Origin of the sequence: Acidovorax sp. NO-1, from assembly GCF_000238595.1 — a bacterium.
In the GTDB taxonomy this organism is placed as follows: domain Bacteria; phylum Pseudomonadota; class Gammaproteobacteria; order Burkholderiales; family Burkholderiaceae_C; genus Acidovorax.
Window position 1 is genome coordinate 1 of sequence record NZ_AGTS01000029.1, and the last position, 24,562, is coordinate 24,562.

General features: G+C 62.3%; 25 protein-coding genes. 23 read left to right on the forward strand and 2 right to left on the reverse strand.

What is annotated here, in order from left to right; all coding sequences use genetic code 11:
• From KYG_RS02255 to KYG_RS02285, 7 genes are all read left to right on the forward strand, one after another.
• Positions 1-280: sugar nucleotide-binding protein (locus KYG_RS02255; RefSeq protein WP_008903196.1), on the forward strand; the 280-nt coding region annotated here is incomplete at its 5' end.
• Positions 281-295: 15 nt separating this feature from the next.
• On the forward strand, positions 296-1,204 hold the full coding sequence (gene rfbA / locus KYG_RS02260; RefSeq protein ID WP_034692807.1) for a glucose-1-phosphate thymidylyltransferase RfbA: 909 nt from the start codon (positions 296-298) through the stop codon (positions 1,202-1,204).
• A 7-nt stretch (positions 1,205-1,211) separates the two neighbouring features.
• A complete protein-coding gene (gene rfbC / locus KYG_RS02265; RefSeq protein ID WP_008903198.1) occupies positions 1,212-1,757 on the forward strand; it encodes a dTDP-4-dehydrorhamnose 3,5-epimerase in 546 nt (181 codons plus the stop codon).
• Between the two features lie 11 nt (positions 1,758-1,768).
• Complete coding sequence (locus KYG_RS02270; protein ID WP_034692808.1) at positions 1,769-2,872, forward strand: DegT/DnrJ/EryC1/StrS aminotransferase family protein; 1,104 nt, start codon at positions 1,769-1,771, stop codon at positions 2,870-2,872.
• Between the two features lie 5 nt (positions 2,873-2,877).
• Complete coding sequence (locus KYG_RS02275; protein WP_034692779.1) at positions 2,878-3,825, forward strand: glycosyltransferase family 2 protein; 948 nt, start codon at positions 2,878-2,880, stop codon at positions 3,823-3,825.
• Between the two features lie 13 nt (positions 3,826-3,838).
• Positions 3,839-4,798: a WxcM-like domain-containing protein gene (locus tag KYG_RS02280; RefSeq protein WP_008903201.1), complete on the forward strand. Its 960-nt coding sequence runs from the start codon at positions 3,839-3,841 to the stop codon at positions 4,796-4,798.
• The gene (locus KYG_RS02285) at positions 4,795-5,208 is read left to right on the forward strand and encodes a GtrA family protein (protein ID WP_008903202.1); all 414 of its coding nucleotides are present in this window, start codon (positions 4,795-4,797) and stop codon (positions 5,206-5,208) included. Before KYG_RS02280 ends, KYG_RS02285 begins: the two co-directional genes overlap by 4 nt.
• On the opposite strand, the gene KYG_RS02290 is transcribed toward KYG_RS02285, so the two are convergent.
• Both KYG_RS02290 and KYG_RS02295 read right to left on the reverse strand, forming a co-directional pair.
• Entirely contained in the window at positions 5,202-6,275 is a 1,074-nt protein-coding gene (locus KYG_RS02290; RefSeq protein ID WP_008903203.1) for an acyltransferase, read from the reverse strand. The two genes, KYG_RS02285 and KYG_RS02290, sit on opposite strands and share 7 nt — an antisense overlap.
• Complete coding sequence (locus KYG_RS02295; RefSeq protein ID WP_034692781.1) at positions 6,272-8,128, reverse strand: hypothetical protein; 1,857 nt, start codon at positions 8,126-8,128, stop codon at positions 6,272-6,274. Before KYG_RS02295 ends, KYG_RS02290 begins: the two co-directional genes overlap by 4 nt.
• Positions 8,129-8,275: 147 nt before the next feature.
• Between KYG_RS02295 and KYG_RS02300 the strand changes: the two genes are divergently transcribed.
• The 16 genes from KYG_RS02300 (at position 8,276) to KYG_RS02375 (ending at position 24,547) form a co-directional block, all read left to right on the forward strand.
• Entirely contained in the window at positions 8,276-10,003 is a 1,728-nt protein-coding gene (locus KYG_RS02300; RefSeq protein WP_034692783.1) for a GspE/PulE family protein, read from the forward strand.
• The gene (locus tag KYG_RS02305; RefSeq protein ID WP_034692785.1) at positions 9,996-11,234 is read left to right on the forward strand and encodes a type II secretion system F family protein; all 1,239 of its coding nucleotides are present in this window, start codon (positions 9,996-9,998) and stop codon (positions 11,232-11,234) included. Before KYG_RS02300 ends, KYG_RS02305 begins: the two co-directional genes overlap by 8 nt.
• Before the next feature lie 37 nt (positions 11,235-11,271).
• Positions 11,272-11,727 carry a type II secretion system major pseudopilin GspG gene (gene gspG / locus KYG_RS02310; protein WP_034692813.1) on the forward strand — a complete coding sequence of 152 codons (456 nt, stop codon included), beginning with the start codon at positions 11,272-11,274 and terminating at the stop codon, positions 11,725-11,727.
• Complete coding sequence (locus tag KYG_RS02315) at positions 11,724-12,200, forward strand: GspH/FimT family pseudopilin (RefSeq protein ID WP_237707186.1); 477 nt, start codon at positions 11,724-11,726, stop codon at positions 12,198-12,200. Before gspG ends, KYG_RS02315 begins: the two co-directional genes overlap by 4 nt.
• Positions 12,197-12,610, forward strand: a complete 414-nt coding sequence (locus KYG_RS02320; protein ID WP_034692788.1) for a prepilin-type N-terminal cleavage/methylation domain-containing protein — start codon at positions 12,197-12,199, stop codon at positions 12,608-12,610. Before KYG_RS02315 ends, KYG_RS02320 begins: the two co-directional genes overlap by 4 nt.
• A complete protein-coding gene (locus tag KYG_RS02325; protein WP_008903210.1) occupies positions 12,607-13,275 on the forward strand; it encodes a prepilin-type N-terminal cleavage/methylation domain-containing protein in 669 nt (222 codons plus the stop codon). Before KYG_RS02320 ends, KYG_RS02325 begins: the two co-directional genes overlap by 4 nt.
• A 35-nt stretch (positions 13,276-13,310) precedes the next feature.
• Positions 13,311-14,135, forward strand: coding sequence for a general secretion pathway protein GspK (locus KYG_RS02330; RefSeq protein ID WP_008903211.1), 825 nt, complete (start codon positions 13,311-13,313; stop codon positions 14,133-14,135).
• Positions 14,136-14,146: 11 nt separating this feature from the next.
• The gene (locus KYG_RS02335; RefSeq protein ID WP_008903212.1) at positions 14,147-15,364 is read left to right on the forward strand and encodes a PilN domain-containing protein; all 1,218 of its coding nucleotides are present in this window, start codon (positions 14,147-14,149) and stop codon (positions 15,362-15,364) included.
• On the forward strand, positions 15,361-15,915 hold the full coding sequence (gene gspM, locus KYG_RS02340; protein ID WP_008903213.1) for a type II secretion system protein GspM: 555 nt from the start codon (positions 15,361-15,363) through the stop codon (positions 15,913-15,915). Before KYG_RS02335 ends, gspM begins: the two co-directional genes overlap by 4 nt.
• A complete protein-coding gene (locus KYG_RS23170) occupies positions 15,912-16,595 on the forward strand; it encodes a hypothetical protein (protein WP_008903214.1) in 684 nt (227 codons plus the stop codon). Before gspM ends, KYG_RS23170 begins: the two co-directional genes overlap by 4 nt.
• 26 nt (positions 16,596-16,621) lie before the next feature.
• A complete protein-coding gene (gene gspD, locus KYG_RS02350) occupies positions 16,622-18,964 on the forward strand; it encodes a type II secretion system secretin GspD (RefSeq protein ID WP_139019273.1) in 2,343 nt (780 codons plus the stop codon).
• Between the two features lie 68 nt (positions 18,965-19,032).
• Positions 19,033-19,467 carry a hypothetical protein gene (locus tag KYG_RS02355; protein WP_008903216.1) on the forward strand — a complete coding sequence of 145 codons (435 nt, stop codon included), beginning with the start codon at positions 19,033-19,035 and terminating at the stop codon, positions 19,465-19,467.
• 196 nt (positions 19,468-19,663) lie between these two features.
• Positions 19,664-21,418, forward strand: coding sequence for a hypothetical protein (locus tag KYG_RS02360; RefSeq protein ID WP_034692791.1), 1,755 nt, complete (start codon positions 19,664-19,666; stop codon positions 21,416-21,418).
• 312 nt (positions 21,419-21,730) lie between these two features.
• Entirely contained in the window at positions 21,731-22,459 is a 729-nt protein-coding gene (locus tag KYG_RS02365; protein WP_237707187.1) for a peptidylprolyl isomerase, read from the forward strand.
• Between the two features lie 7 nt (positions 22,460-22,466).
• Positions 22,467-23,273, forward strand: a complete 807-nt coding sequence (locus KYG_RS02370; protein WP_008903219.1) for an ABC transporter permease — start codon at positions 22,467-22,469, stop codon at positions 23,271-23,273.
• Positions 23,270-24,547: an ABC transporter ATP-binding protein gene (locus tag KYG_RS02375; protein WP_008903220.1), complete on the forward strand. Its 1,278-nt coding sequence runs from the start codon at positions 23,270-23,272 to the stop codon at positions 24,545-24,547. The genes KYG_RS02370 and KYG_RS02375 overlap by 4 nt, the downstream gene beginning before the upstream one ends.
• The last annotated feature ends 15 nt before the right edge of the window (positions 24,548-24,562 follow it).

The following is a 24,562-nucleotide window of genomic DNA, read 5'->3' on the forward strand; positions in this document are numbered from 1 at the left end:
GCAGCACCCCCAAGCCGGCGGCTTGTACCACTGCGTGGCCGGTGGCGACACCAACTGGCATTTGTACGCGAAATACGTTCTAGCCCAGGCGCAGCAAGCGCAACCTGCTATTGAATTGAAAGCGACCGAAGTGGCACCCGTGCCCACCAGCGCCTTCCCCACACCCGCCAGGCGCCCGCACAACTCGCGTCTGGACACCACCAAGCTGCGGGCCGCCTTCGGCATCACGCTGCCCCAATGGCAGCAGGGTGTGGCACGCATGCTCGCCGAAATTCTCTGAACAGCGATGCAGACCATGACCGCACCAGAAACCACCGCAGCCACCACCCGCAAAGGCATCATCCTTGCCGGAGGCTCTGGCACCCGCCTGCACCCGGCCACGCTGGCCATCAGCAAGCAACTGCTGCCGGTGTACGACAAGCCCATGATTTACTACCCGCTCAGCACCTTGATGCTGGCGGGAATCCGCGACATTCTGGTCATCAGCACGCCCCAGGATACCCCGCGCTTCGAGCAGCTGTTGGGCGACGGCAGCCAGTGGGGTATCAACCTGCAATATGCGGTGCAGCCCAGTCCGGACGGACTGGCGCAGGCGTTCATCATTGGTGAAAAGTTCCTCGACAACCACCCCAGCGCCCTGGTGTTGGGTGACAACATCTTCTATGGCCACGACTTTCACGAACTGCTGGGCGATGCCAACCAGCGCACCGAGGGCGCCACCGTGTTTGCCTACCATGTGCAAGACCCCGAGCGCTATGGCGTCGCCGAGTTCGACACACATGGCAAAGTGCTGTCGCTCGAAGAAAAGCCCCCGGCACCCAAGAGCAACTACGCCGTCACCGGTCTGTACTTCTACGACATTCAGGTGGTGGACTTGGCCAAGGGCCTCAAACCGAGCCCGCGTGGTGAGCTCGAAATCACCGACTTGAACCGTCTGTACCTGAAGCAGGGAGAGCTCAACGTCGAAATCATGGGCCGGGGCTATGCCTGGTTGGACACGGGCACTCACGAAAGCCTGCTGGAAGCAGGGCAGTTTATTGCTACGCTGGAGCACCGCCAGGGCCTGAAGATCGCCTGCCCTGAAGAGATAGCCTGGCGCGCCAAATGGATCAACACCGAGCAGCTCCAGCGCCTGGCCAAACCCCTGAGCAAAAACGGCTATGGGCAATACCTGCTGCGCGTTGCCCAAGAAACCATTTACTGAGACCTGCATGCAAGCCACCCGACTCGCCATCCCCGACGTTGTGCTGATCGAACCCAAGGTGTTTGGTGACGCGCGCGGGTTCTTTTACGAAAGCTTCAACCAGCGCGCCTTCAATCAGGCCACGGGTACGGACTACCAGTTCGTGCAGGACAACCACAGCTGCAGCAGCAAAGGCGTGCTGCGCGGCCTGCATTACCAGATCCAGCAGCCGCAGGGCAAACTGGTGCGCGTGGTCAGCGGCGTGGTGTTCGACGTGGCGGTGGACATTCGCAAAAATTCGTCCACGTTCGGCCAGTGGGTTGGCGTGGAGCTAAGTGCAGACAATCATCGCCAGTTGTGGGTGCCGCCCGGCTTCGCGCACGGGTTCGTGGTGTTCAGCGAGGCGGCGGAATTCTTGTACAAGACCACGGATTACTATGCGCCCGAGCACGAGCGGTGCATTGCGTGGAATGACGCCGATTTGGGGATCGACTGGCGCCTGCCTTCCGAGCCGCGCCTGTCGGCCAAGGATAATAAGGGTCTGGCACTGGCGCAGGCGGAAGTGTTTGACTGAAGATGTCGCAGATGCTCTTGGTTCCTTTTTTCTCCACTGAATACGCTAATGCGAATGCGTCCGTCGAGGATGCAATCCGGCGTGTCGTGCGCAGCAACCATTTCATCCTGGGTCGGGAAGTCAGCGCGTTCGAGGACGAGTTTGCCGCCTACATCGGCGTGGAGCACTGCGTCACGGTGGCCAGCGGCAGCGACGCGCTGGAACTGGCTCTGCGAGCGTTGGGCGTGAACCGCGGCCAGTCCGTGGTTACCGTGGCCAATGCTGGTTTTTATGGCAGCTTCGCCATCCACGCATTGGGCGCGGAGCCCTTGTATGTCGACGTGGACCGGACAACGCTCACTCTATCCGTGCAAGCGCTAGAAGAGGCCCTGCGCCTGCGACCGGCCGCCGTGATCGTTACGCACCTCTACGGCCAGATGGCCAACATGGGTGCCATAGCGGACCTGTGCAGTGCCGCATGTGTGCCGCTCGTCGAGGATTGCGCGCAAAGCCATGGCGCCAGCCTCGGCGGACACAAGGCCGGAGCTTGGGGCGACGTGTCGTGCTTCAGTTTCTATCCCACCAAGAACTTGGGCGCGCTGGGAGACGGCGGGTGTGTAGTAACCCGCCGCGCCGACCTCGCACTGGGTGTCCGCGCCCTTCGACAATACGGTTGGGAGCCTAAGTACACAGTGGTCCATCCCCATGGCTGTAACAGCCGCATGGATGAAATCCAGGCTGCTGTGCTCCGCGCCAAGCTACGGTACTTGGACGCCTGCAATGCCGAGCGCAGTCGCATCGCAGCGCGCTATGCCGAAACGCTGGCAGACTTGCCTCTCGTGCTCCCTGGCACGGGCGGGCCGGAGCATGTGGCGCATCTTTACGTCGTCCAGACCCCAGCGCGTGACGCGCTGCGTGCGCACCTGGCAGCTGTGGGCATTGCTGCAGAGGTTCACTACCCCGTCGCGGACCACCATCAACCAGCCTACCTCGGCACCCCAACGCCCTTGGACCTCGCCGTGACGGAGCAGGCATGCGCACAGGTGCTCTCACTGCCCTGCTTTCCGGGGATGAGCGACGATGCCGTGGCTCATGTTGCCCAGTCCGTGCGCCGGTTCTTCGTGAAAGGCGGGTAGCGCGGGTGCTCAGCCTTATCGTCCCGGTTTATCGCAACGAAGGCTCCATTCCAGAATTGCTTCAATCCCTGGAGGGGCTTAACCAATCGCTGGGCGGCAACATGGAAGCCGTGCTGGTGGTCGACGGCAGCCCTGACCTCTGCTACGACCTACTGCGCCAGGCGTTACCCCAATGTCGCTTTCGCTCGCAGCTCATCCTGCTGAGCCGCAATTTTGGCTCGTTCTCTGCAATACGCGTCGGTTTGCAAGCCGGCGTTGGTCGCCATTTTGCGGTGATGGCGGCCGACCTGCAGGAGCCGCCAGACATGGTCTTGCGCATGCGAAAACACTTGGCTGCGGATGAAGCCGATGTTGTCGTAGGCGTGCGAGAGACACGGGACGACCCTTGGCACCAGCGGTGGCCCGCGCAGATTTTTTGGGCGCTCTACCGGCGCTATGTGGTCACCGAGATGCCCTCCGGCGGAGTAGACGTGTTCGGTTGCAGCCGCGCTTTTCGCGACGCCTTGCTGCAACTGGAGGAGCGCCACAGCTCCCTGGTCGCGCAGATCTTCTGGCTGGGCTACCGGCGCGTCCAGGTGGGTTATCAGCGGCTTCCCCGGCGCCACGGGCGCTCAGCCTGGACGTTCGGGCGCAAGCTCAACTACCTGTCGGACAGTCTGTTCTCATTTTCCGACTTGCCTATCAAGCTGCTGATGCGGGGCGGTGCGCTCGGGGTCTTTTTTTCCTGCCTTGTAGGCGCGGTGGTGGCTGCCGCGCGGTTGATGGGAGCGATCACGGTACCGGGCTACACCATGATCATGCTGACTATTGTCTTCCTGGGCGCGCTCAACATGCTGGGCCTGGGTATTGTGGGATCATATGCTTGGCGTGCGTACGAGAACACCAAGCAGCGCCCCTTGGCAGTGGTGCTGTGCGCCCAATCCTTTGCGCCAATGCCGCCTGCCGCGACTTGAACGGTCTTCAAAGATGAATGACAGCGTGTACTTCCACCCCCAGGCCCTGTGCGAAAGCCTTTCGGTGGGCGCCCGCACGCGCATATGGGCATTTGCCCACATCCTGCCGGAGGCCCGCATCGGTGCGGACTGCAACATCTGCGACCATGTGTTCGTCGAGAATCAGGTGACCGTAGGGGACCGGGTCACCATCAAATGCGGAGTGCAGCTCTGGGACGGCATCAGCGTCGAAGACGACGTGTTCATCGGACCAAATGCCACTTTCGCCAATGACAATTTTCCCCGGAGCAGGCAGCGACCTGATCAATACGCACGTACTGTCATCCAAAAAGGCGCGTCGATCGGTGCCAACGCCACCATACTTCCCGGCATCATCGTCGGCCCCAAGGCCATGGTGGGCGCTGGTGCCGTCGTGGTGCGTGACGTGCCTGCGCGCGCCATCGTGGTGGGCAATCCGGCGCGCATAGTCGGCTACGCTGAAGCAGCCTTCCAGGTTGGGGGCGGCACGGCGACCCAGATATCGTCCCAGCAAGAGCCGTCTGTAAGGGCCACCGGCGTGCGTGGCGTGACCCTTCACAAGCTGAAGAATGTCGCCGATATGCGCGGCAGTCTGACCGTCATGGAAATGGAGGACGGCATTCCCTTCACCGCGCGCCGTTCCTTCTTGGTGTACGACGTGCCCAGCGAGGAAATCCGAGGCGAACACGCGCACCGCCGCTGCGCCCAGTTCCTCGTGGCCGTCAAGGGACGGCTGCACGCAGTGGCGGACGACGGTGCCAGACGCGAAGAGTTCGTGCTGGACAGCCCCACGCTAGGCCTGTATCTACCGCCCATGACATGGGGCGTGCAGTACCGGTATTCACCGGACGCGGTGCTCCTCGTGCTGGCCTCGGAGCACTACGAGCCCCATGACTACATCCGCGACTACGATGAATTTCTCCAAGCGGCGGTGACCCGTCCCACGTCACCGTGAGCACCCTCTTGGACACCTGCGAGAAAGTGCGCAACGCCCTACCAGTAGGTGGCTGGCGCCGCTTCCTGATCTCTGGAGGTTGCAACACACTGGCCTCGTATGGGCTGTACTTGGTGCTGCTACGCAGCTTCTCGCACGGGGTGGCCTATACCCTGGCCTATCTGTCAGGGATTGCACTGGCCTATGTCTTGTACAGGCACTTCGTGTATCAGGCCCGCGGCGGTGCCCTGCGCATGGCTGGGGTGGCGTCGGCCTACGTAATTCAATACGCCGTCGGGCTGACTTGCGTCAACCTGTGGGTTGCCGCGGGCGGTTGGGCAGCTCTGGCACCCTTCTGCGCTATCGCGGTCACCACACCCCTCATGTTCTTCCTGAGCCGGAAGATCTTTGCCCGCAGCAAGCCTTACTGAACCGTGTAAGGCCGTCTCCAGGCAAAGAATGGTTTTTCAATGAAGTGATAGCTGGCCGCCGCCACTGGCAGAAAAGCCACGAAGCACATGAACGCCCAAGCCAGCCCCACGTAGAAATTCGAGATGTCCATGATCCGCTCATGCGCAAATGCCGCTAGGTCGAACACCACGAACATGTGCAGGAGATAGACCGAATAGGAGTATTCGCCCACCTTCCCGACCCACTGTGACGCGCTGCCGTCCAGAAAACTCCATCGCCGGCCGTCATACCAAGCAATCAGGCAAGCGCAGGCGGCGCCTTCGATGCTGCTCATCACAATCCACAGCGGTTGCGGCGAAGGGTAGCCGGGCGAACGCATGAACCCGCCATGGGCGTCGAACCAAGCATAGAACAGCAGAAAGCAAGTTCCCACGACGAAAATTGTCTTGTTCCCCATCCGCTGGCCCAGCCCCATCCGATAGGCTAGTATGCCGAGCGTGAACTGATCGATTCGCCCCGCCAGCGTGAAATATGCTTCGTGCTGCACGCTGCCCTGCATGAGATAGATGGCGGCGCGCAAGGTTGTCGCCAGTGCAAGGATAGCCAGTGCATGCCACGGTGACCGGGTAATTAGAGCCAGCAGCAACGGCAGCAGCACGTAGAAGTGAAGCTCAATGGTGATAGACCAGCCGCCGTTCGGCAGGCTAGGGTAAATAGCACCGCGCAGCACAGAAACCATGAACTCCGTGACCGGCGCGCCCTGGGCTAGCAGCATGGCCAGGTTAATGAGTATCACAGCCACCAACAGCGGTGCCAGCCGCAACACCCGGTTCCAGAGGAACTGTCCGTAGGCGATTTTCTTGCCGGCCAGAAGCTTGGCAAATAAATACCCGCTGAGCGTCATGAACAATGCCACGCCCACATGCCCTTCGTCAAAAATCGCCAGCGGAAACAGGGCGGGCGCCTGCGCGAACGGAACCGGGTAGCCCGACTTGTAGTGCAGGAAGTGCCAACTGAAGACCAGCAACGCGGCCAGCGCACGAAGATGGTCTAGCGCCACAAAATGGTGGCCCGAGGTCGATCTCATGGTCTCGCGCTCCGAGAGCGGAGTGCTTCGTAAAGCACGTCCGAACCGAAAGCGCCATTGCGCGAGTCGAACGAGAACAGGTTGGGCGTCCGCTCTAGTGCCTGGCCCTCCCAGTAGGGCTCCAGGAAGAACGTGAGAAAGTCCGCATTCCGTGCCGCGTGGGCCGCGAAAACCTGCCGCAGCTCATCGGAGGACATGGGCTTGAGTGGATGAAACTCCGTGATCCCGTAACTTGGGTGCGGCGAACGGCGTAACCACCTCCGTAGCGAATCGCCATAGGCTGCTTCCCCATACAGGCTGATCCCCGCGCGCAACGGCAGCAGATTGCCGAGCGACGCATCGACGGCGAACTTGTTAGCGTCCCAGCTGGGATTGGCATAGGGAATCAACTGGTGCGTATAGCGGGGCAGGGCGCCCAAGCAGGAGCTTTGCAGCAGCCGGTCGAAATGGCTCAGATACGTCACGACCTGCTGTCCCCTGAACTCGTGCCATAACGGCACGAGCGGGTTGTAAAACAGCGCTACATGCTCCTGCGGCTGATCGAGGGCCGCTTCGACGCCCGGCCCCGCGGCATGGCTGGCGGGGAGCGGATGCTGGGGCTGCTGTTCCGGTGTGCGCTGTTCACGGTCCATGACGGCAACCTGCCGGTGTCCTAGGTGTGTGAGGCGATGTGGCACCAACTCGGCATACACATCAATACCGTGAAGCCCCGGTTTCATCGCCCGGAAATCCACATCTAGGCGCCAGCCTGTATTGACATGGCCAAAAGCGGGCTTGGCCTCCAGCACGTCTCGACGCGTCAAGTCCGCCGCCGTGGTTCCCACACGCTGGCCATTCACATAAACATGGATGCGCGGGCTGGGACTGTTCGGCGCAAAGAGCCAGCCAGATACCGGAAAAGTGCCGTGCGCAAACGGATCGATGTGCTCCTCGTACTGGTTCAGGGCCTGTTTGCGGATGTCCTTGGAAGGCGGGCGCACCTCGTCGAACGTCCCATACCGCGTCTTCAGTATGAGATTGAGCTTTTCTATCCGATCGAAACGGCTGCGTAGAAAATTCTGGAACCCGGCCACGGACTGAGGACTGTATTCCGTGACGGCGTAGTCACTGGCAAAGCCCATGCCCGTCTCGAAAGACGGGAAAAGTTGGTGCAGTTCTCCCAGCACCGTAATGCCCCGGATCTTGCGAACGTCCCGCGTAGGCAGCTGGCATATATCCTCGACCAGTGCTTGGATGGCCCGGGTGCGATAGTGGGAGATGCCATTGTCCGTCGTGGCAACCGACCAGTTGTAGATGGGTGCGCCATAGTAGGAGTCTTCGGGCAAGGCGCCGCTAGGTGTGTGTGCCACATTGCCGGGATCTTGCGCCAGCACCTTCTCCAGTGGTGAGTGCGAGGAGAAATGGGTGGAGAACAGATAAAGGATGAGGGGCCGGTTCGAATCGCGAATGGTGCGCGTCACCCTTTGCACGCGCTCCTGGTCAATGGCCCAGGCTTCCCCTTCCTGTCGAAAGAGCTGCAGCAAGGGTACTGGCAGGGTATACCCGAGCGCGTAGGACTTGAGCCAGGGGGCATCAAGCCGGGCCAGCGTTGCCTCCAGCAACGCTGCGGCAGAACCCTGTTCTCCCGTGCAGTTGAGGCCCAGCGGCTCGCTGGCTGCCTGGTCAGGGATATTAATGCAGGTATCGCTTATCCCCACCATGGGGGCCACCAGCATGGGAGAGCGGCGCAGGCCGCCAAACGAGGGATCGTAAGACGCCAGCAGCTGTGCTCCGTAGATTCCCGCCGCAATGACGCCGGCCGCAGCGAACCAATGAATCCAGGGCAGATTCCTGGAAAAGGAATGAACAGACATTGTGGAAAGAATTCGGGCGATGCGACCCGGTAAAATCCGGGCCTCTCCATGCAGGGCAAAATGTGAGCGGGTTGGCGCGGGGGAAGACCCCCTGAATCGGATGTGCCAAAAAACAGCCGGGCGGCGCTCCACTCCCTTACATTAACGATGACCGATACTATTACAACTCTTGCGGAAGCCGCGTTCCTCGCGCAGGACAGCGCGGCCTCGAGGCCCCTTCTTGGCGAATTGCTGGTGCAGTCGGGCAAGCTTGGCGCGCGCGATTTGGAGCGAGCGCTGTCTGCGCAACAGGAGCTGGGCGGGCTGCTGGGGCGCGTGCTGGTACGCTTGGGAGTCGTTTCCGAGACAGACGTAGCGCAGGCGCTCTCTAGGCAATTGGGTATTCCCCTGATCCGGGAGGACGAATTCCCAGCCGTGCTCCCAGAAGTGCCCGGCCTGTCATTAGATTTTTTCAAGGCTCATGCGGTTTGCCCACTGCGCCTGGAAAATGGGGTCCTGCATGCCGCCTTGGTCATGCCCCAAGATGCTTACCTCGCAAAGGCATTGCGCTTGGCCTCCGGGTGCAACGTGCAACCCTATCTGGCTCTCGAAAGTGATATCGAGGCCGCACTGGCTGAGCCTATCCCGTCCGAGGATACCGACGGCTTGCAAGACGTGGGAGACGGGGGTGACTTCGTCGAACATCTCAAGGACTTGGCCAGCGAGGCGCCCGTCATCCACCTTGTGAACGCCATCATCGGCAAGGTAACTGACCTGAGAGCGTCGGATATCCACCTGGAGCCCTTTGACGACGGCCTGCACGTCCGTTACCGCATCGACGGTGTCATCCACCCTGGCGAGGTAGTGCCCGTACGCATGAGCGCTGCCGTCAACTCCCGCGTCAAGCTCCTGGCCCATCTGGACATTGCCGAGCGCCGCTTGCCGCAGGACGGACGCATCAAGACGCGTGTGAAGGGTCGCGAGCTGGACTTGCGCGTCTCCACTGTGCCCACGGTGCACGGTGAAAGCGTTGTCATGCGTGTGCTCGACCGCGCCAGCGTCCGCCTCGACCTGAACACCATGGGCTTCGAGACCGACACGCTGGCCCGTTTCAACGAGCTTTTGGCCCGCCCACACGGCATCCTGCTGGTCACGGGCCCAACCGGCTCCGGCAAGACTACGACCCTTTATGCCGCGCTGGCTAAGATCGATGCATCCGAGCAGAAGATCATTACGGTAGAAGATCCGGTGGAATATCAGCTCGACGGTATCAACCAGATCCAGGTCCATACACAGATCAACCTCACTTTCGCCAACGCGCTGCGCTCCATCTTGCGGCAAGATCCTGACATCATCATGATCGGCGAAATGCGCGACGGAGAAACCGCGCAGATCGCGGTGCAGTCCGCGCTGACTGGCCATCTTGTGCTCTCCACGCTGCACACCAATACTGCAGCGGGCGCCATCATCCGCATGCAGGACATGGGTGTCGAGCGCTATCTCATCACATCAGCCGTCAACGGCATCCTTGCGCAGCGGCTCGTACGCACGCTGTGCGGTCACTGCAAGCAGCCCTACCAACCCGAACAGGGCCTGCGCGAAAGCACGGGCCTTGCCAGATTTTGCCCGCCCGACCGTCCTATTTATCGCGCGGTGGGGTGCACCAGGTGCAGGGACTCGGGCTACCTCGGTCGCACGGGCATTCACGAGCTGCTTATGCTGGACGAGCCCATCCGGCGCGCGGTCATCGACGGCAGAGATGCCAACACGCTCAACGAGATCGCCGCGCGCGGCGGCATGCTGAGCCTCTTCCAGGACGGGCTGCGCAAGGTCGCCACCGGCGTGACCACGCTCGACGAATTGGCACGCGTCACCCAGGACCAAGCAGATGCCTGATTTTTCGTGGCGAGCGATATCGGCTGCCGGAAAAGTCGAACAAGGTCATATGGCCGCGCCTAGCGCTGCAGGTGTGATGCGCCAGCTCCAGGAGCGCGGTCTGACACCTTTGCAAATAGACGGCGCGTCTGCCGCGAGCGCCTCCGCACGACCATCGGCCTTACCTGCGCAATCCCGCGTACGCGTGGACAAGGGGCCGGTCACTTCGGCGGACGTCATGGCGCTCACCTCGGAACTAGCCATCATGCTGCGCGCAGGACTCGCTCTGGACAACAGCCTGCGGGTGCTCATCGAAATGAGCCATAAGACCAGTGTCCGAAACCTCGTCCAGGGCGTCCTCGACGCCGTGAAGGGAGGCGCGCCGCTTAGCCGGGCTTTGCTGGCGCACCGCAACCTGTTTTCGGACTTTTATGTCAACATGATCCGATCGGGGGAGGCTAGTGGGCAGATGTCGGCCGTCCTTGACCGCTTGGTGGAGCACATGGAGCGCCAACGCGCGCTGCGGGACAGCGTCATTTCTGCCACCATCTACCCAGCCATCCTTTTGGGCGTAGCGGTGCTTTCGCTCATCGCCATGCTGGGTTTTGTCGTGCCTCAGTTTGAAAAACTCTTTTCCGACATGGGCGATGCACTCCCGGCTCCGACGCGCTTCGTGATGGGTCTTGGTCAGGCATTCACCCAATACGGTCTCTATATCGCCATCGGCACGTTCGTGGCAGCGTCTTTGGGGGTGCGTTGGCTTAAGTCGCCATCGGGGCGCGCTTGGTGGCAAGGTGGCTTGCTGAAGCTGCCTGTTGTTGGTCGGCTGGCGCTCAAATATGAGCTCACACTCTTTACAAGATCATTGGGAACTTTGCTGGGTAATGGAGTCCCTATGCTCACTGCACTTCACATCGCTACGGACACCGTTGCCAACGTCACCCTACGCCAGTCTTTAGCGCGTGTGGCACCCATCGTCAAAGAGGGTGGGCGAATCGCGCAGGCCGTCTTGGCCACTGGCATTTTTGAGCCCCTGGCCATAAATTTAATCCGTGTGGGGGAAGAAACGGGGCGCATCGGCCCCATCATGCTGGAGCTGTCACACATTCTGAACAGGGAGGTCGAAACCGGCATCAAGCGGCTATTGACCATGTTGGAGCCCCTGCTCATCCTCGTGCTCGGGGTGTTGATTGCCGCCATCATTGTCTCCATCCTGCTTGGCATCCTGTCGGTCAACGATTTGGCCGTATAACCATTTAATGCAATACAACAAGGACGCACTTTTTATGATGCAACATTGCAGCCCCATACGGCGAGCCCAGGGTGCGCCATTGCGAAAAATCGCCCGGGGCTTCACGCTAATTGAATTGCTCGTCGTGCTGGCCATCCTCACTATGCTGGCTGGTCTCGTCGGTCCCAAGGTGTTGGGTCAGTTGGGCGGGGCAAAGTCCAAAACAGCTGCCGTTCAGATTGCCGACTTGGATAAATCTCTGGAGCTTTTCAAGCTTGACGTCGGCCGTTATCCCACCACCGAAGAGGGGCTCCAGGCACTAGTGCAGCGTCCTGGCTCTGTAAACGGTTGGACAGGGCCATACCTCAAGGGCGGCGTGCCCTCCGACCCGTGGAACAACCCCTACAAGTATTCCAACCCCGGCCCCAGTGGAGGTATTGAGATACTTTCCCTGGGTTCGGACGGAGCGCCCGGTGGTGAGGGTGAGGCTGCGGATCTACGCAACACTCGTTGAGCTCTAAACTTCAACTGGGGATAATGTTTAAAGCGGCGCGTGGCTTTACGTTGGTTGAACTCTTGGTGGTCTTCGCCATCATGGCGCTGCTGATCAGTGTGGTACCCGCAGCGTATGACAGTGCTCGGGAGGGTGCTCAATACCGCGATGTGGTACGTGGCATCGTCAGTGACATGCGCCAAGCTCGCCAGGCAGCGCGGCTGCAGGGGCAGGAAAAGCGGTTTGTCCTTGATTTTGAGCAGCACAGCTATGGTGTCGAGGGGGGGGCTTTGCGTCCTCTGCCGGATGCCATTGGTTTTCGCGCTCTGGTAGCCGGCAGAGAAATGAGCAGCGGCGTAGCGGCCATCCGCTTCCTGCCCGACGGAGGTGCCACCGGTGGCAGTGTGCAGGTCTTGCGCAAGGGCGGAACAGGGGTGCAACTACGCGTAGATTGGCTGTCCGGTAGGGTTACCCAAACCCCTCTGGCCCCATGAAAGCAATCGTGAGCAGGGGGCGCCAGAAGGGGCTATCTCTGCTCGAAATCCTGGTGGCCTTCTCCATCATGGCCATGGCCTTGGGTGTGCTCTATCGGGCTACCGGGGGTAGCTTGCGGTCGGTGGTCGCTATCGAATCCACTCAGCGCGCAGCGTCGCTGGCGCAGTCCCTGCTGGCCCTTCGCGATGCCGTGCCAGCAACGGGGTGGGCCGACTCCGGCGAAACTGCCGAGTTCGCCTGGAGCATCAACAGCGCCCCCTACCCCACCAGCGTCAACCAGCCCAACGTGCCGCCCTTGCATGAAGTTGTGGTGGAAATCCAATGGTCCGACGCAGGCGCGGGGCGCACCCTCAGCGTAAGCACCCTGCGCCCCGAGCGCAAGCCGCTGCCCGGGGGCGCCACCCCATGACGCGCCACGCCGCAAGCCGGGGCTTTACCCTGGTGGAACTCCTGGTCGTCCTGACGCTGCTGTCGCTCATGGTGCTCGCCATGGCATCGGCGCTGCGCACCGTGGCGCAGAGCCAGGAGCGCGTAGACCACAAACTTACCCGCATCGACGACTACCGGCTGGCCGTGGACTTCATCCGCGACACCCTGGGCAGCATCTCCGCCCGCAGGCAGGCGCGCAGCCTGGACGAAAAAGCCAGCCCCTACCTCTTCGCCGCCGCCCCGGACGCCGTCGCCTGGGTCGGCGTCATGCCCGCGCGCTATGGCAGCGGCGGGCGGCACTTCTTCCGGCTGGGGCTGGAGAACATCGACGCGCAGAGCCATCTCGTGCTCCGTTTCGCCCCCTGGCAGCCGGAAGCCACGGCTTTCCCCGACTGGGCCTCGGCCGACAGCCGGGTGCTGGCCGACGACGTGCAGGCCCTCGCCCTGCGCTACGAGAACGACCTCCAGGAACCTCCGGCCTGGGGCACCGAGTGGGCCGAGCCGGCCCAGCTACCCAGCCGCGTTGCCATCGACATTGCCACGGCATCCGGCGACTGGCCCACGCTGGTCGTGCCCTTGCGCAAGCTGCCGCTCACCGACTCTAGCGGCGGCGACTTCTCCGTAGGCGGGGGGCGCCGCCGATGAGGAACCGTTTACCTCGCAGCAGCCGACAGGGCGGCATGGCACTCATCGCCGTGCTTTGGCTTGTTGCCGCGCTCAGCATCATGGTCATGGGGCTGGTGCACAACCTGCGTGGCGAAGCCCGCCTGGCCGGCCAGGCGCGGCAGATGGCCGTGGCTGCAGGGCTGGGTGACGCGGCCATCCACATCGTGTTGCAGGAAATGCTGGCCCGCACACAGCAAGGGCAGCCGCAAAAAAGCCTCGAAGTCGTGCCCGTCACCTACGGCGGCCAGAACATCGCGGTCGAAATTCTTCCCATCAGCGGCCTCATCAACATCAACGGCGCCGGAGCTCCCCTGCTCGCGCAACTGCTCGCCGTCGCGGGCCTGCCCCAGAATGCAGCGCAGGACATGGCCCAAGCCATCGTGGACCTGCGCTCCACCCGCGACCCGCAAGGTGCCGCCAGGAACTTCGAGGCCATCGAAGACCTGCTCCAGGTACCCGGGATCGACTACGACCTCTATGCTAAGATCGCGCCGCTTTTGACCGCCGACCAGACGGGCGGTGACCGTGTCAACCCCCTGGCCGCACCTGAATCCGTCTTGCTGGTACTGGCGGGGGGCGACGCAGGCAAGGCCGCCAGCATAGGCGTCCAGCGAGCCGCCGGTGCCGTGGGCATCGACACCACCGGGCTTATTGGCGAGTTCATCGACAGCAACACCGCCACGCAGCGCTTTCGGCTCACCGCACGTGTGCCGCTTGCCGATGGGGCTGCCGCCGTTGTGGCGCGCAGCGTCAACCTGACATCTACCGCGCGCGACGGCATGCCATGGCACACTTATCGTTTCGAGCAACGCCTGCGTGAAGACACCGCGGCCCCCTGAAAACCTGTTCAATGTCGCCCACCGCTTCACCTCCCCGATTCTTCGGACTGGACACGCACAGACTGCGAGATACCTTCGCCCAGGCCTGGGCGGAACTGCGTGACGGCCCCATCCTCGACTGGTTTACGCCTGCGGCGCGCGTGCGCTGGTTCAGGGCCGAGGGCCCGGAAGAGCGTTGGCTAGCCAGCGGCGGGCGCCTCGTACGGGACAAGGCTGGCGCCGCCCGCGCCGCGCCCTTTGCCGCCATCGAGGTGCCCGACGCCATCGTGCTGCGACGCCACACCACGCTTCCCGCCCTGGCCCCGGCAGCCGCTGCACAGGCCATGGCTCTCGACGCCACCACCCACAGCCCCTTTCCTCCGGATGAGCTCGTCTGGGGCGCGCGCAGCACGTCCTCCACGCTGCGGCGTGGCTGGCAGGATGTGGAAATCGTCCTGGCTTCGCGCCGCCTCATCCAGCAGCATTTGGCGACCCAGCCCGGCGCGCCTGCGTTGGACAGCTGCGAAGCTTGGTGCCTATCCGAAAAAGCTGCGGAGCCTATCGTGCTCACAGGCTTCGCCGAGTCGCGCAGGCAGCGCGTGCAGCGCCGTGGTCGTAACCTCAACCTCGCGCTGGCGGCCACTGCCTTGGTTTTGCTGGCGGCAGTTGCCATCACCCCCAGCCTGCAGCTGCGCGCGCGGGCACTGGCTGCCATGCAGGACTACGAGCGGTTGGCCCGCCAGGCGGCGCCAGCGCTCGCTCAGCGCGAATCGCTGGTGCGCTCCGAAGATCAACTGGCTGAACTGCGCACAATCCTGGGCGAACAGGCAGACCCCCTGCAAGTCATGGACCTGCTCACCCGCGCGCTGCCCGACGACTCCTCGTTGCTCACCGTGAATATTTCTGGACTCAAGGTCACCCTCACAGGGCAGACCGCCAACTCCGCCGCACTGCTGGAACGCCTGGGCAACGAAGCCGGGCTGCGCGAAGTGCGCGCGCCCACTGCCGCCACCCGCCCGCCCGGCGCCACCAAAGACACCTTCACCATCGAGGCGCAGATAGACCCCGCAGCACTCCAACGGTCCACCGCAGCAGATGCCACCCACAGCGCAGAAACCGGTAAGGTTCCAACGCAGCCGCCTGTAGCCGCGGCGTCAGCTCCTGCAACTGCCGCGTCATCGCCCGCATCTGCAGCTTCCGCCGCGATAGCTGCACCAGTGCAGCGCAATGCGTCCAGCCCCAAGCCATGAAGATGCGCACACTGTCCCCAGGGGGCGTGCTCCTGCTACTCGTTTTGGGAGTGCTGCTTGCCGCATTCGCGGGGGCTGGCTACTACATCCACGACAAACACCAGATGGCAGCCCGGCGCATGGCCGAGATGGAGCCCCGCCACGCACGCCTGCAAGGCCTGCAAAGCAGCGTCAGTGCGCTGCAGCAGGCCCAAAGCGAAGCACAAGGCATGGTGGCGCAGTACGTCTACCCTGCTGAAAGCGACGCTAACCAAATCGGCAGCGCCGCCCAGCAGCGCGTACGCAATCTGTTCACCACTGCCGGGCTGCAAATCGTCAGCAGCCAGGTGCTGCCCGCCAAGGCTGAAAAGAACTACGACCGCGTGCCCTTGGCGGTGCGCGCCGAAGGCGACTTGCTGGCTCTGCAAGGTGCACTGGTGGGCCTGTCGGGCCAAACGCCCGCCATCGTGGTGCGGGGCATGAACGTGCAGACGGTCGGTTCCGTCCGGGCCGACGCGCCGCAGCGTTTAGCCGTGCAGTTTGACCTGTTTGTGCTGAGGGGCCGCCCATGATGATCCGCCCCACGCCCGTACTTCTGGCGGTCAATGCGGCCCTCGCGTTGGGTATGGCTGCTCTTTGGTTCACGCCGGAAGGGCAGGTCCGTGGCACCGCCTGGACGGCACCGGCCGCCGTCGTGCCCGAGATCGCCCCGCCTTCTGGCATCGCGGCACCCAAGGCGGCCGACGTCAGCCGCTTCCTGGCTGTGCTCGAACGCCCGCTGTTCTCGCCCAACCGGCGTCCGCCCCCGCCCCCCGCGCCCACCAAAGCCGATGCCCCACCTGAGCCTGATCCGCTGGCCAATATTCAGCTCCAAGGTGTTTACTCCACCGACGATGGAGGTGGAGGTATCTTTGCCCGCGTCGACGGCAAGGACCGCCGCATCGCTGTGGGCACAGCCTTGGGTGGCTGGACTGTCAGGGGTATCGATGGCCTCAACGTCACCTTTGCCAAGGGAGAAGACGCGCGCGTCGTGCGCCTCGTGCCCGCCAAGCTTGGTGCCGTCGCGGCCGCGCCCACCCTCCCTGGTGCCGTCCCACCAGCGGCCGGGCAGGCCCCTGCCGGACAAGGTTCGGCCACCGCAGACCCCGTGCTGCGCCAAAAGCAAGAGCAGGAAGAGCGCACTCGCGCCCGGCTGGAGCGGATGAACGCCGCCCGTGCCGCCAATGGCCTGCCACCGTTGCCCAGCCTCTGAACATCCACCGTATTTCCATACACACCATGCGACTCTCCCGACAGATACTTACCAAAGCCCTGATCATGCTGGCTGTGCCCGGCATGGGCTGGGCCGCCGATCCGGCATTGCCCGCTGACGCAGTCCCGTCCGCCGCTGTGCAGGAGCCGCGCATCATCAAGGGCAACGACGTCGTCATCGCACCTCCGCAGGCAACACCCGCACTGGAGGGTGCAGCCAGTACCTTTCGATTTGAGGAGGCGCCCATTGCAGAAGTTGTGCGCACCATGCTGGGTGACATCCTCAAGGTCAACTACGTGCTTCACCCGCCGCTCACCGGCACCATCACCCTCGCCACGCGTACCCCCATACCGGCCGACCATGCCATCTTTTTGCTGGAAAGCGCCCTGCAGGCCAATGGTCTGGCTATGGTGCGCGACGCGCGAGGCTCCTACCACGTAGGCAAGACGGAAGTCCTCAAGAACATCAGCCCCGGAGTCCGCCAAGTCACCGGCAGCAAGGCCGTGCTGCAGCCAGGCTCGGGCGCCATCATCGTGCCGCTGCAGTACATCGGCGCGGGTGAAATGGCCACGATCCTTAAACCCATGATGCCCGCCGACGCCCTGGTGCGCGTCGACAGCCTGCGCAATATCCTCGTGCTGGCCGGTAACCGCGTGCAGGCGGAGGGTTGGCTCGACATTGTCAATACCTTCGACGTGAATCTTCTCAAGGGTATGTCTGTGGGCCTCTTCCCCCTCAAGCACGCCGATATCAAGGAGGTGGAGGCAGCCCTGCGTCTGGTCAGCGGTGGTGGCGCTGCGCCTGCTACCTCGTCCGGAGCTGCGCCAGGGCAGGGTGCTAGCGCGGCCGCCAGGGCCACAGGGGGTGCTGGAGCCGCATCCCAGGCGGGCTCCGCCGCGGCCATGCTGGGCGAAGGCAATCCGCTCTACGGCGCGCTGCGCATCATGCCGGTGGAGCGGCTCAACAGCATCCTTGTGGTCACACCCCGCGCGGCCTATCTGGAGGAAGCCCGCCGCTGGATTGAAAAACTCGATCAACCCAATGACGGTGGCGCAGAGCCCCAGCTCTACATCTACCGCGTGCAGAACGGTAATGCCCGGCATCTGGCCAGCGTGCTCTCAGGCATCTTTGGCAGTACGCAGCCGGGCGCTCCCGTCAACAGCGGCGTGGCACCTGGTTTGACCACTAGCGTGGGCTCTACCTTCGGACAGCAACAGGGTGTGGGCAGCAATATTGGCAGGGGTAGCACCGGCAGTGTGTTCAACCGCACTGGCAGCAGCGCAGGCTTGGGCGGCACGGGCGCGAGCGGCGGGTTTGGCAGCAGCGGCTTCCAGAACAGGTTCAGCCAGGCCAACCAAGGTGCGGCGGCAGGCGGCCAGGGCAGCGTGGTTGCCAGCCTGGGCAACATCCGTGTGGTTGCCGACGAGTTGAACAACTCCATCCTGGTCTGGGGCACCCGAGCCGAGTTCGACAAGATCGAATCCACCCTCAAGCGGCTAGACCTTCCCCCAACGCAGGTGCTCATCGAGGCCAGCATCATTGAAGTCACCTTGGGCGAAGACCTCAAGTATGGCCTCAAGTGGGCGTTTACCGACAAAGAGCGTAGCGGCCTTTTTGGCGTTGGCAGCGTGGGGCAGCTGCCTGCCAATTCCAGCGGCGGCTTTACCTACACCCTCTCTGACACTTTGGGTCTTCGTGCCACGCTCAATGCACTGGCTGCCAAGTCGCTTATCAAGGTTATCTCCAGCCCTTCGCTTATGGTGCTGGACAACCAAACGGCCACCATTGCCGTAGGCACCCAGCAGCCCGTGCGGTCAGGCGAAATCTCTACCCCCACCACGGGTACCAGCAACATCGTCAGCACCACCACGTACCAGTACAAAGACACGGGCGTGCAATTGTCCGTGCAACCCTCTGTCAACGCCGGCGACCTGGTGACGCTGGACATCGACCAGTCAGTTACCGACGTGGGGGACGAAGACGCCGTCACGGGCCAGCGCGCCTTCCTGCAGCGCCAGATCACCAGCAAGGTCGCCGTGCGCTCTGGCGAGGCCCTGGTGCTGGGCGGGCTGATCAAGGACAGCGCCACATCCAACAAGTCAGGCGTGCCACTGCTGCACAACCTGCCCGTGGTGGGCGGCCTTTTTGGCGCGACCACCAACAACAGCGGGCGCACCGAGCTTCTGGTGATCATCACCCCCAAGGTTGTGCGCACCGACCTCGAAATCCGTGAAGTGGGCGAGGAACTTCGTGACCGTCTTCAGGGTCTGCGCCTCATCGAAGTGCGCGGCATGCCCGGGGTGCCTCGCAGCGATACGGCAGTGCCCCAGTCGCCTGCGGGGCTGCTTCAGCCAATCCAGCCACAATGATGTGGTTACTTACTAAGTGAGCTACGTAAGTTTATTCACCATTCAAGACAGCAAAGACTGATTTACCCATGCACAACACAAACAACAAATTCCTGAGCGGGCGTCGCGTCGCCCTGTGCGGCGTGATCGCCGCCGTCACCCTGCTGGCGGGCTGCGCCAGCTTGGAAACCGGTACGCCCGAGGAAATCGTCAAGGCCCGTGCCGAGGCGCGCTGGAAGGCCATGGTCGCGCACGATTTCAAGCGCGCATATGGGTACCTGGCACCTTCGTACCGGGCAGTGTCCTCGTTCGAGCGTTACAACGAGAAATTGAACGGTGGCGCCGCGTGGGCCAAGGTAGAGGTTGCCCGGGTGCGATGTGAGAATGCAGAAAAATGCACGGCATCAGTCAGAATCGAATCAAAACCCATTGGCGTGATGAACTTCAAGGGTAACATCATCACGGGTGTAGATGAAACGTGGCTTCTGGAAGACGGCAAATGGTGGCTGTATCAGAAGCTTTGAAGGGCCGGCTTGCCGGGCCGACTTCTCTGCGCAAAGGAGGGACTGGTATCGCCATGAATTGAACTGTTGCATTTCATCAACACATCGGATCAAATCATAAATCTCGAAGGCTTTCCCTCTTTAGCGCGTGCTACCATCCTCGAGCGTAATCAATCTTGGTAGTTGCGCTTACCAACTTTTTCTAACTGGAGTATTCATGAGAAAAAATGTTCTCTCCCTGAGCATCGCTGCCATGATTGGTGGCCTGGGTTTTGCTGGTGCTGCATCCGCTGGTGTGTCCGTGCAAGTCGGTGAAGCCGCTACGGTAATGCCTAACCCTACGGCTGCAACCAGCCTGGTGATGTCCGCCGACGGCGTGGGTCACAACCTGCTGACGCCTTACTACTCCGTGCAAAACGGCAACGGCACGCTGCTGAGCATCGTGAACACCGACACCAAGAGCGGCAAGGCCGTGAAGGTGCGCTTCCGCGGTGCAGCCAACTCCGACGACGTGTTCGACTTTACCGTGCTGATGTCGCCTGGTGACGTGTGGACGGCCAACGTGTACAAGGGTGAAGACGGCCTGGCCCGTATTTTCACTCCTGACAACTCTTGCACACTGCCACGCCGCAGCACGCTGAATGCAACGTCGTTCAAGACCGACCGCGTGTTTGGTGCTGACGACGCTGCCAAGGCTGTTCAAACCCTGGAAGGCTACGTTGAAATCTTCAACATGGCTGACATTCCTCCTACCCTGCCTGGTACGGCAGCAGGCGGTGTGGTTGTTGGTGCAGCGACCACGTTCGCTAACCCGCTGTACACCGCCATCAAGCACGTTGCTGGCAAGAACCCCTGCGGCTCGACCGCAGACGGCGTTTCGCTGCCTGCCGCTGTTCTGGCTCTGCAAGCCAACCCAGCCACTGCTGCTGCAGTGAACAACGCAGCTACTGCCGCTGACGACAAGGCTGTTTTGGACAAGGGTCTGTGGTCGCCTACCAGCGGCCTGATGGGCAGCTGGACGATCCTGAACCAAAGCTCCGGCTTTGTGTCGTGGTCTGCCAACATGGTGGCTGTGGAAGCCCGTGCTGGTACTGCGAAGTCTGCTGGCCGCGTGGTTTTCTCGCCCCAGATGGACACCACCGTGGCTGGCGACGTCATCAACCTGCTGACGTCTGACCCGCTGCTGCGCACGCCCACTGGTGCTGCTGGTGAGTCCGGCATCGTGGCTGCTGCCGAGTACGACCTGCCCGACATGTCCACGCCTTATGTTCTGGCTGCTAACCTGACGGACGACAACGTTGGCGCTGCTCAAGCTGCTGATAAAGACAAGCCGCTGGTGCAAGCGCGCTTGCTGACTGCTTCTTTGGCTGTGAAGAACGTGATGAATGAATACGTCACGAACCCGCTGATCGAAGGTCAGACCGACTGGGTGTTCTCCATGCCTACCCGCCGCTACGCAGTGGGTGTGAACTACGCAGCAGCTACGAAGCCTGCAGCCGTGTTCAATTCGCTGTCTGGTGTGGGTGGTACGGGCGTGGCTGTTGTCGACAACATCTCCAAGTATTTCACCAGTGTGAATACAAAGATGGGTACTGCCGGTACTTCGGGTAACCCCACTTACCAAGCTTGCGTTGAAACCGGTGCAGGTGCTAGTACCGTGACCGCTTACGACCAAGAAGAAACCTCGGCTTCGAGCGACTTCGTGGTGTCGCCAGGCACGGCCAAGAAGGTGGTGTTCTGTGGCGAAACCAGCGTGTTGACCGTGAACAGCACTTCGTCGCTGGGCGCTACGATTGCTGCCAAGGACATCCAGACTGGCTTCGCCAGCGGCTGGATGAACATTGCCACCACCGGCAACAGCAGCCTGGGTCTGCCTGTGATCGGCCACGCCTTCGTGAAGATGACCGGCAACGCCGTGGACGGCAAGTCCACCAACTACAGCATCACCCAAGAACACCGCTACACGCGTTAATTGGGAGCTGCTTGCCGCCTTGTGCGGCAAGACTCAAAAGGCGGGGGCTTGGCTCCCGCCTTTTTTCGTGGTGGGTATGATTCGCCATTCTGGTAGTAACTGCTGAATTGACTCGATACTATGTTGACTGCAAAACGACTCTTTCCCGTGCCATATCTTTTGCGTGCCACATGCGTGGCAGTTTGCGCCACGGCCTTGGCCTCAGGAGCCTTGGCGCAGGCGGTGTTGTTTGGTGGCCCTGGGGGGCAGGTGTCTACCCTGGATGTGCAAGCCGATGCCGCAACACGTATATCCGACCTGGCAAGGTCCACCGTGCTTTCGCGCCCAGCCAACGTAGAACAATTGGCTTCCAACCTGTATGCGCAGCGCATGATGGCAGGGCTCGCGCAGGCCAAAGGCTTGGCCAGCAGCCCAGAGGCCCGAGCTCAGTTGCAGCTGGCCCGGGAAAAGGCGTTGGCCGACTTGTATTGGGCTGATTTTGATGTGAGCCACCAGCCCAGTGACGAAGCGCTCGAAGCCTATGCCCAAAGCACCTATCGCACCATGGATGAGAAAGCGCTACAAGCCCCTGCGCGAGCCCGTGTGCGGCACATACTGGTCAAGGCTGCAACGCCCAATGCGCGTGAGCGCATGAACGAGCTGTTGACAAAGGCCAAAGCGGGTTCTGACTTTGCGCAGCTGGCCCGCGAAAATTCTGAAGACCAGGGGAGCGTAGGGCGTGGCGGCGATATCGGATTCGTTGCCGAAGGCGACGGAGACCCTTCCTTTGCGCGTGCACTGGCTGTGCTCAAGAACCCTGGCGATCTGAGCGACGTCGTGGAAACACCTTATGGGTACCACATCATCCGTTTGGAGGAGCGTCGTGACGCGGGTAAGCGCCCCTTCGATGAAGTACGGGAAGGTTTGCGCATGCAGGCCCGCGGTGCCTTGATCAAGGAAGCACGCGCCAAAGAGGTTCAAAAACTGCTTGCTGGAGGGCAGGCCAACGAGGCTGCCATCAACACGTTCTCGTCGCAGTTCAAGCCCGTTGAGCCGCGCTGATTCAGCGATGCAGCAGCCCACCCTGGCCCGCGATGTGGTTGCGCTGTGGCGGGCGCGTGAGCTGGTGGCGGTGTTGGTGCGCCGTGAACTGGCAGCCCGCCATGCGGGCACCGCAGCCGGCGTGGTGTGGCCCTACCTGCAGCCACTGCTGACAGTAGCGGCCTACTACTTGGTGTTTGACATCGTTTTCTCGATGCGCCTCGGAGCAGGCGCCCCCACCCACGCAGTGGGTACCTTTCTCATCGTGGGGGCGCTGCCCTGGATGGCGTTCTGTGATGCGGTCTCGCGGGGGATGAACAGCCTGCTGGAGGCCGGTGGGTTGTTACAGAAAAACTCCCTGCCACCGGTGCTGTTCGTCACCCGGTCGGTGTTGGGTAGCGCGCTCATCTTCGGGCCGCTGTTGTTACTCATTGTGCTGGCGTATACGCCATTGCACCGGTTTGGCCTGCCGGTGCTGGCGGTGCCAGCGCTTCTGTTGCTGCAACTCGCCATCGTATGGTTGCTGGCCTATCTGCTCGCCATTCTGGCGGCCGCGTTGCGTGACGTGGTCCAGATGGTGGGTTTTCTGCTGTCTGTGGGCGTTTATCTGTCGCCCATTCTGTTTCCGTTGTCCATGTTCCCGGCGGGTTGGCAGTGGGTGTTGTGGCTTAACCCCATGACCACCGTCGTGGTGGGTTTGCAGTCGGTGCTGTTGCAGGGGGCATGGCCGCCGTTGGCAGTGTGGGGCGTGGCGAGCCTCTGGCTGGCCGGGCTGGCGCTGGTGCTCAATGGCGTGGTGGCGCGTAGCCGTGACCAGCTGGTGGATTGGCTATGAGTGATAGCAGCCGTCAGCAGGCCAAGAATCCCACACCGCTGGCGCCGGAGGTGGTGCTGCGTGTGTCTGGCCTTGGCAAGGAATACCGGCTGTATGCCAGCCCGCGGGAGCGCTTCAAGGCGCTGTTCAGCAGCCGGGCCCGGCACACCAGCCATTGGGCGCTGCGCGATGTGTCGTTTGAGCTGCGTCGGGGCCAATGCATTGGGGTGATTGGCGACAACGGCGCCGGCAAGAGCTCGCTGCTCAAGCTACTGGCCGGCACCATGCAGCCCAGTCAGGGCACGCTGGAGCGTGTGGGCCGGGTCACGGCGATCCTGGAGCTGGGGGCCGGTTTTCACCCGGAGTTCAGTGGGCGCGACAACCTGTATTTTGGCGGCAGCTTGATTGGTATCAGCCATGACGAGATGGCCCGGTTAGAGCCCGGAATTGCCGAGTTTTCTGAGTTGGGCGCAGCGCTGGAGCGTCCGGTGAAAACGTATTCGTCCGGCATGACGGTGCGGCTGGCCTTTGCGCTGGTGACGGCGGTGCAGCCTGACATGCTGATCATTGACGAAGCCCTGGCGGTGGGCGACCAGCATTTCCAGAAGAAATGCGTGGAGCGCATCATGGCGTTCCGCGAGCAGGGCTGCACCATTTTGTTCTGCTCGCACAGCCCCTATCACATACGCCACCTGTGCGACACGGCGGTCTGGCTGGAGGGCGGGCGTGTGCGGGCTTTGGGGCCTACCGAACCGGTGCTGGGGGCCTACGAGATGCACACCCGGCTTCGCCAGCAGCAGCGTGATGGGTCTGCCGAAGTGCCGGTGTCGCACCCATCGCAGCAAGCGGTGGCTTCGGCAACGCCTGTGGCTGCGGATGTTGTGGGCGAGCCGTCCACCGCACGCATTCTCTCGTTGACGGTCGCCAACCTGGGCGAGGGCAGCCCACCGCTGCTGGAAAGTGCTGACCTGGTGGCCACCATCGTGGTTCGGGGGCGCGGAGATGAGCGGCCGAATATCGGCTTCATGATCGAGCAGTCGCGGGGTTCGGGCATCACGTCGTTGGCCACGCACGAAGAAGGCGCGCACCCGCATCGCTTGCCGGATGGAAGCTGGCAGTCGGTGCTCACCTTCCCCAATCTGCCATTGCACAGCGGTGAGTATGTGGTGAGCGCGTTCCTGTTCGATGAGAGCGGGTTGGTGGTGTATGACGAATGGCTGCAGTACCTGCATTTCAGCTTCGTATCACCCACGCTGATGCCAGGCCTGGTGCGGTTGCCGCACCATTGGCAATAGAAATTCAAGCCAAAT

Excerpts from the sequence above, each read along its gene's own strand:
- rfbA (WP_034692807.1), top strand. The coding sequence starts at position 296 with ATGACCGCACCAGAAACCACCGCAGCCACCACCCGCAAAGGCATCATC.
- rfbC (WP_008903198.1), top strand. The coding sequence starts at position 1,212 with ATGCAAGCCACCCGACTCGCCATCCCCGACGTTGTGCTGATCGAACCC.
- KYG_RS02270 (WP_034692808.1), top strand. The coding sequence starts at position 1,769 with ATGCTCTTGGTTCCTTTTTTCTCCACTGAATACGCTAATGCGAATGCG.
- KYG_RS02280 (WP_008903201.1), top strand. The coding sequence starts at position 3,839 with ATGAATGACAGCGTGTACTTCCACCCCCAGGCCCTGTGCGAAAGCCTT.
- KYG_RS02290 (WP_008903203.1), bottom strand. The coding sequence starts at position 6,275 with ATGAGATCGACCTCGGGCCACCATTTTGTGGCGCTAGACCATCTTCGT.
- KYG_RS02295 (WP_034692781.1), bottom strand. The coding sequence starts at position 8,128 with ATGTCTGTTCATTCCTTTTCCAGGAATCTGCCCTGGATTCATTGGTTC.
- KYG_RS02300 (WP_034692783.1), top strand. The coding sequence starts at position 8,276 with ATGACCGATACTATTACAACTCTTGCGGAAGCCGCGTTCCTCGCGCAG.
- KYG_RS02305 (WP_034692785.1), top strand. The coding sequence starts at position 9,996 with ATGCCTGATTTTTCGTGGCGAGCGATATCGGCTGCCGGAAAAGTCGAA.
- gspG (WP_034692813.1), top strand. The coding sequence starts at position 11,272 with ATGCAACATTGCAGCCCCATACGGCGAGCCCAGGGTGCGCCATTGCGA.
- KYG_RS02320 (WP_034692788.1), top strand. The coding sequence starts at position 12,197 with ATGAAAGCAATCGTGAGCAGGGGGCGCCAGAAGGGGCTATCTCTGCTC.
- KYG_RS02325 (WP_008903210.1), top strand. The coding sequence starts at position 12,607 with ATGACGCGCCACGCCGCAAGCCGGGGCTTTACCCTGGTGGAACTCCTG.
- KYG_RS02330 (WP_008903211.1), top strand. The coding sequence starts at position 13,311 with ATGGCACTCATCGCCGTGCTTTGGCTTGTTGCCGCGCTCAGCATCATG.
- KYG_RS02335 (WP_008903212.1), top strand. The coding sequence starts at position 14,147 with ATGTCGCCCACCGCTTCACCTCCCCGATTCTTCGGACTGGACACGCAC.
- gspM (WP_008903213.1), top strand. The coding sequence starts at position 15,361 with ATGAAGATGCGCACACTGTCCCCAGGGGGCGTGCTCCTGCTACTCGTT.
- KYG_RS23170 (WP_008903214.1), top strand. The coding sequence starts at position 15,912 with ATGATGATCCGCCCCACGCCCGTACTTCTGGCGGTCAATGCGGCCCTC.
- gspD (WP_139019273.1), top strand. The coding sequence starts at position 16,622 with ATGCGACTCTCCCGACAGATACTTACCAAAGCCCTGATCATGCTGGCT.
- KYG_RS02355 (WP_008903216.1), top strand. The coding sequence starts at position 19,033 with ATGCACAACACAAACAACAAATTCCTGAGCGGGCGTCGCGTCGCCCTG.
- KYG_RS02360 (WP_034692791.1), top strand. The coding sequence starts at position 19,664 with ATGAGAAAAAATGTTCTCTCCCTGAGCATCGCTGCCATGATTGGTGGC.
- KYG_RS02370 (WP_008903219.1), top strand. The coding sequence starts at position 22,467 with ATGCAGCAGCCCACCCTGGCCCGCGATGTGGTTGCGCTGTGGCGGGCG.
- KYG_RS02375 (WP_008903220.1), top strand. The coding sequence starts at position 23,270 with ATGAGTGATAGCAGCCGTCAGCAGGCCAAGAATCCCACACCGCTGGCG.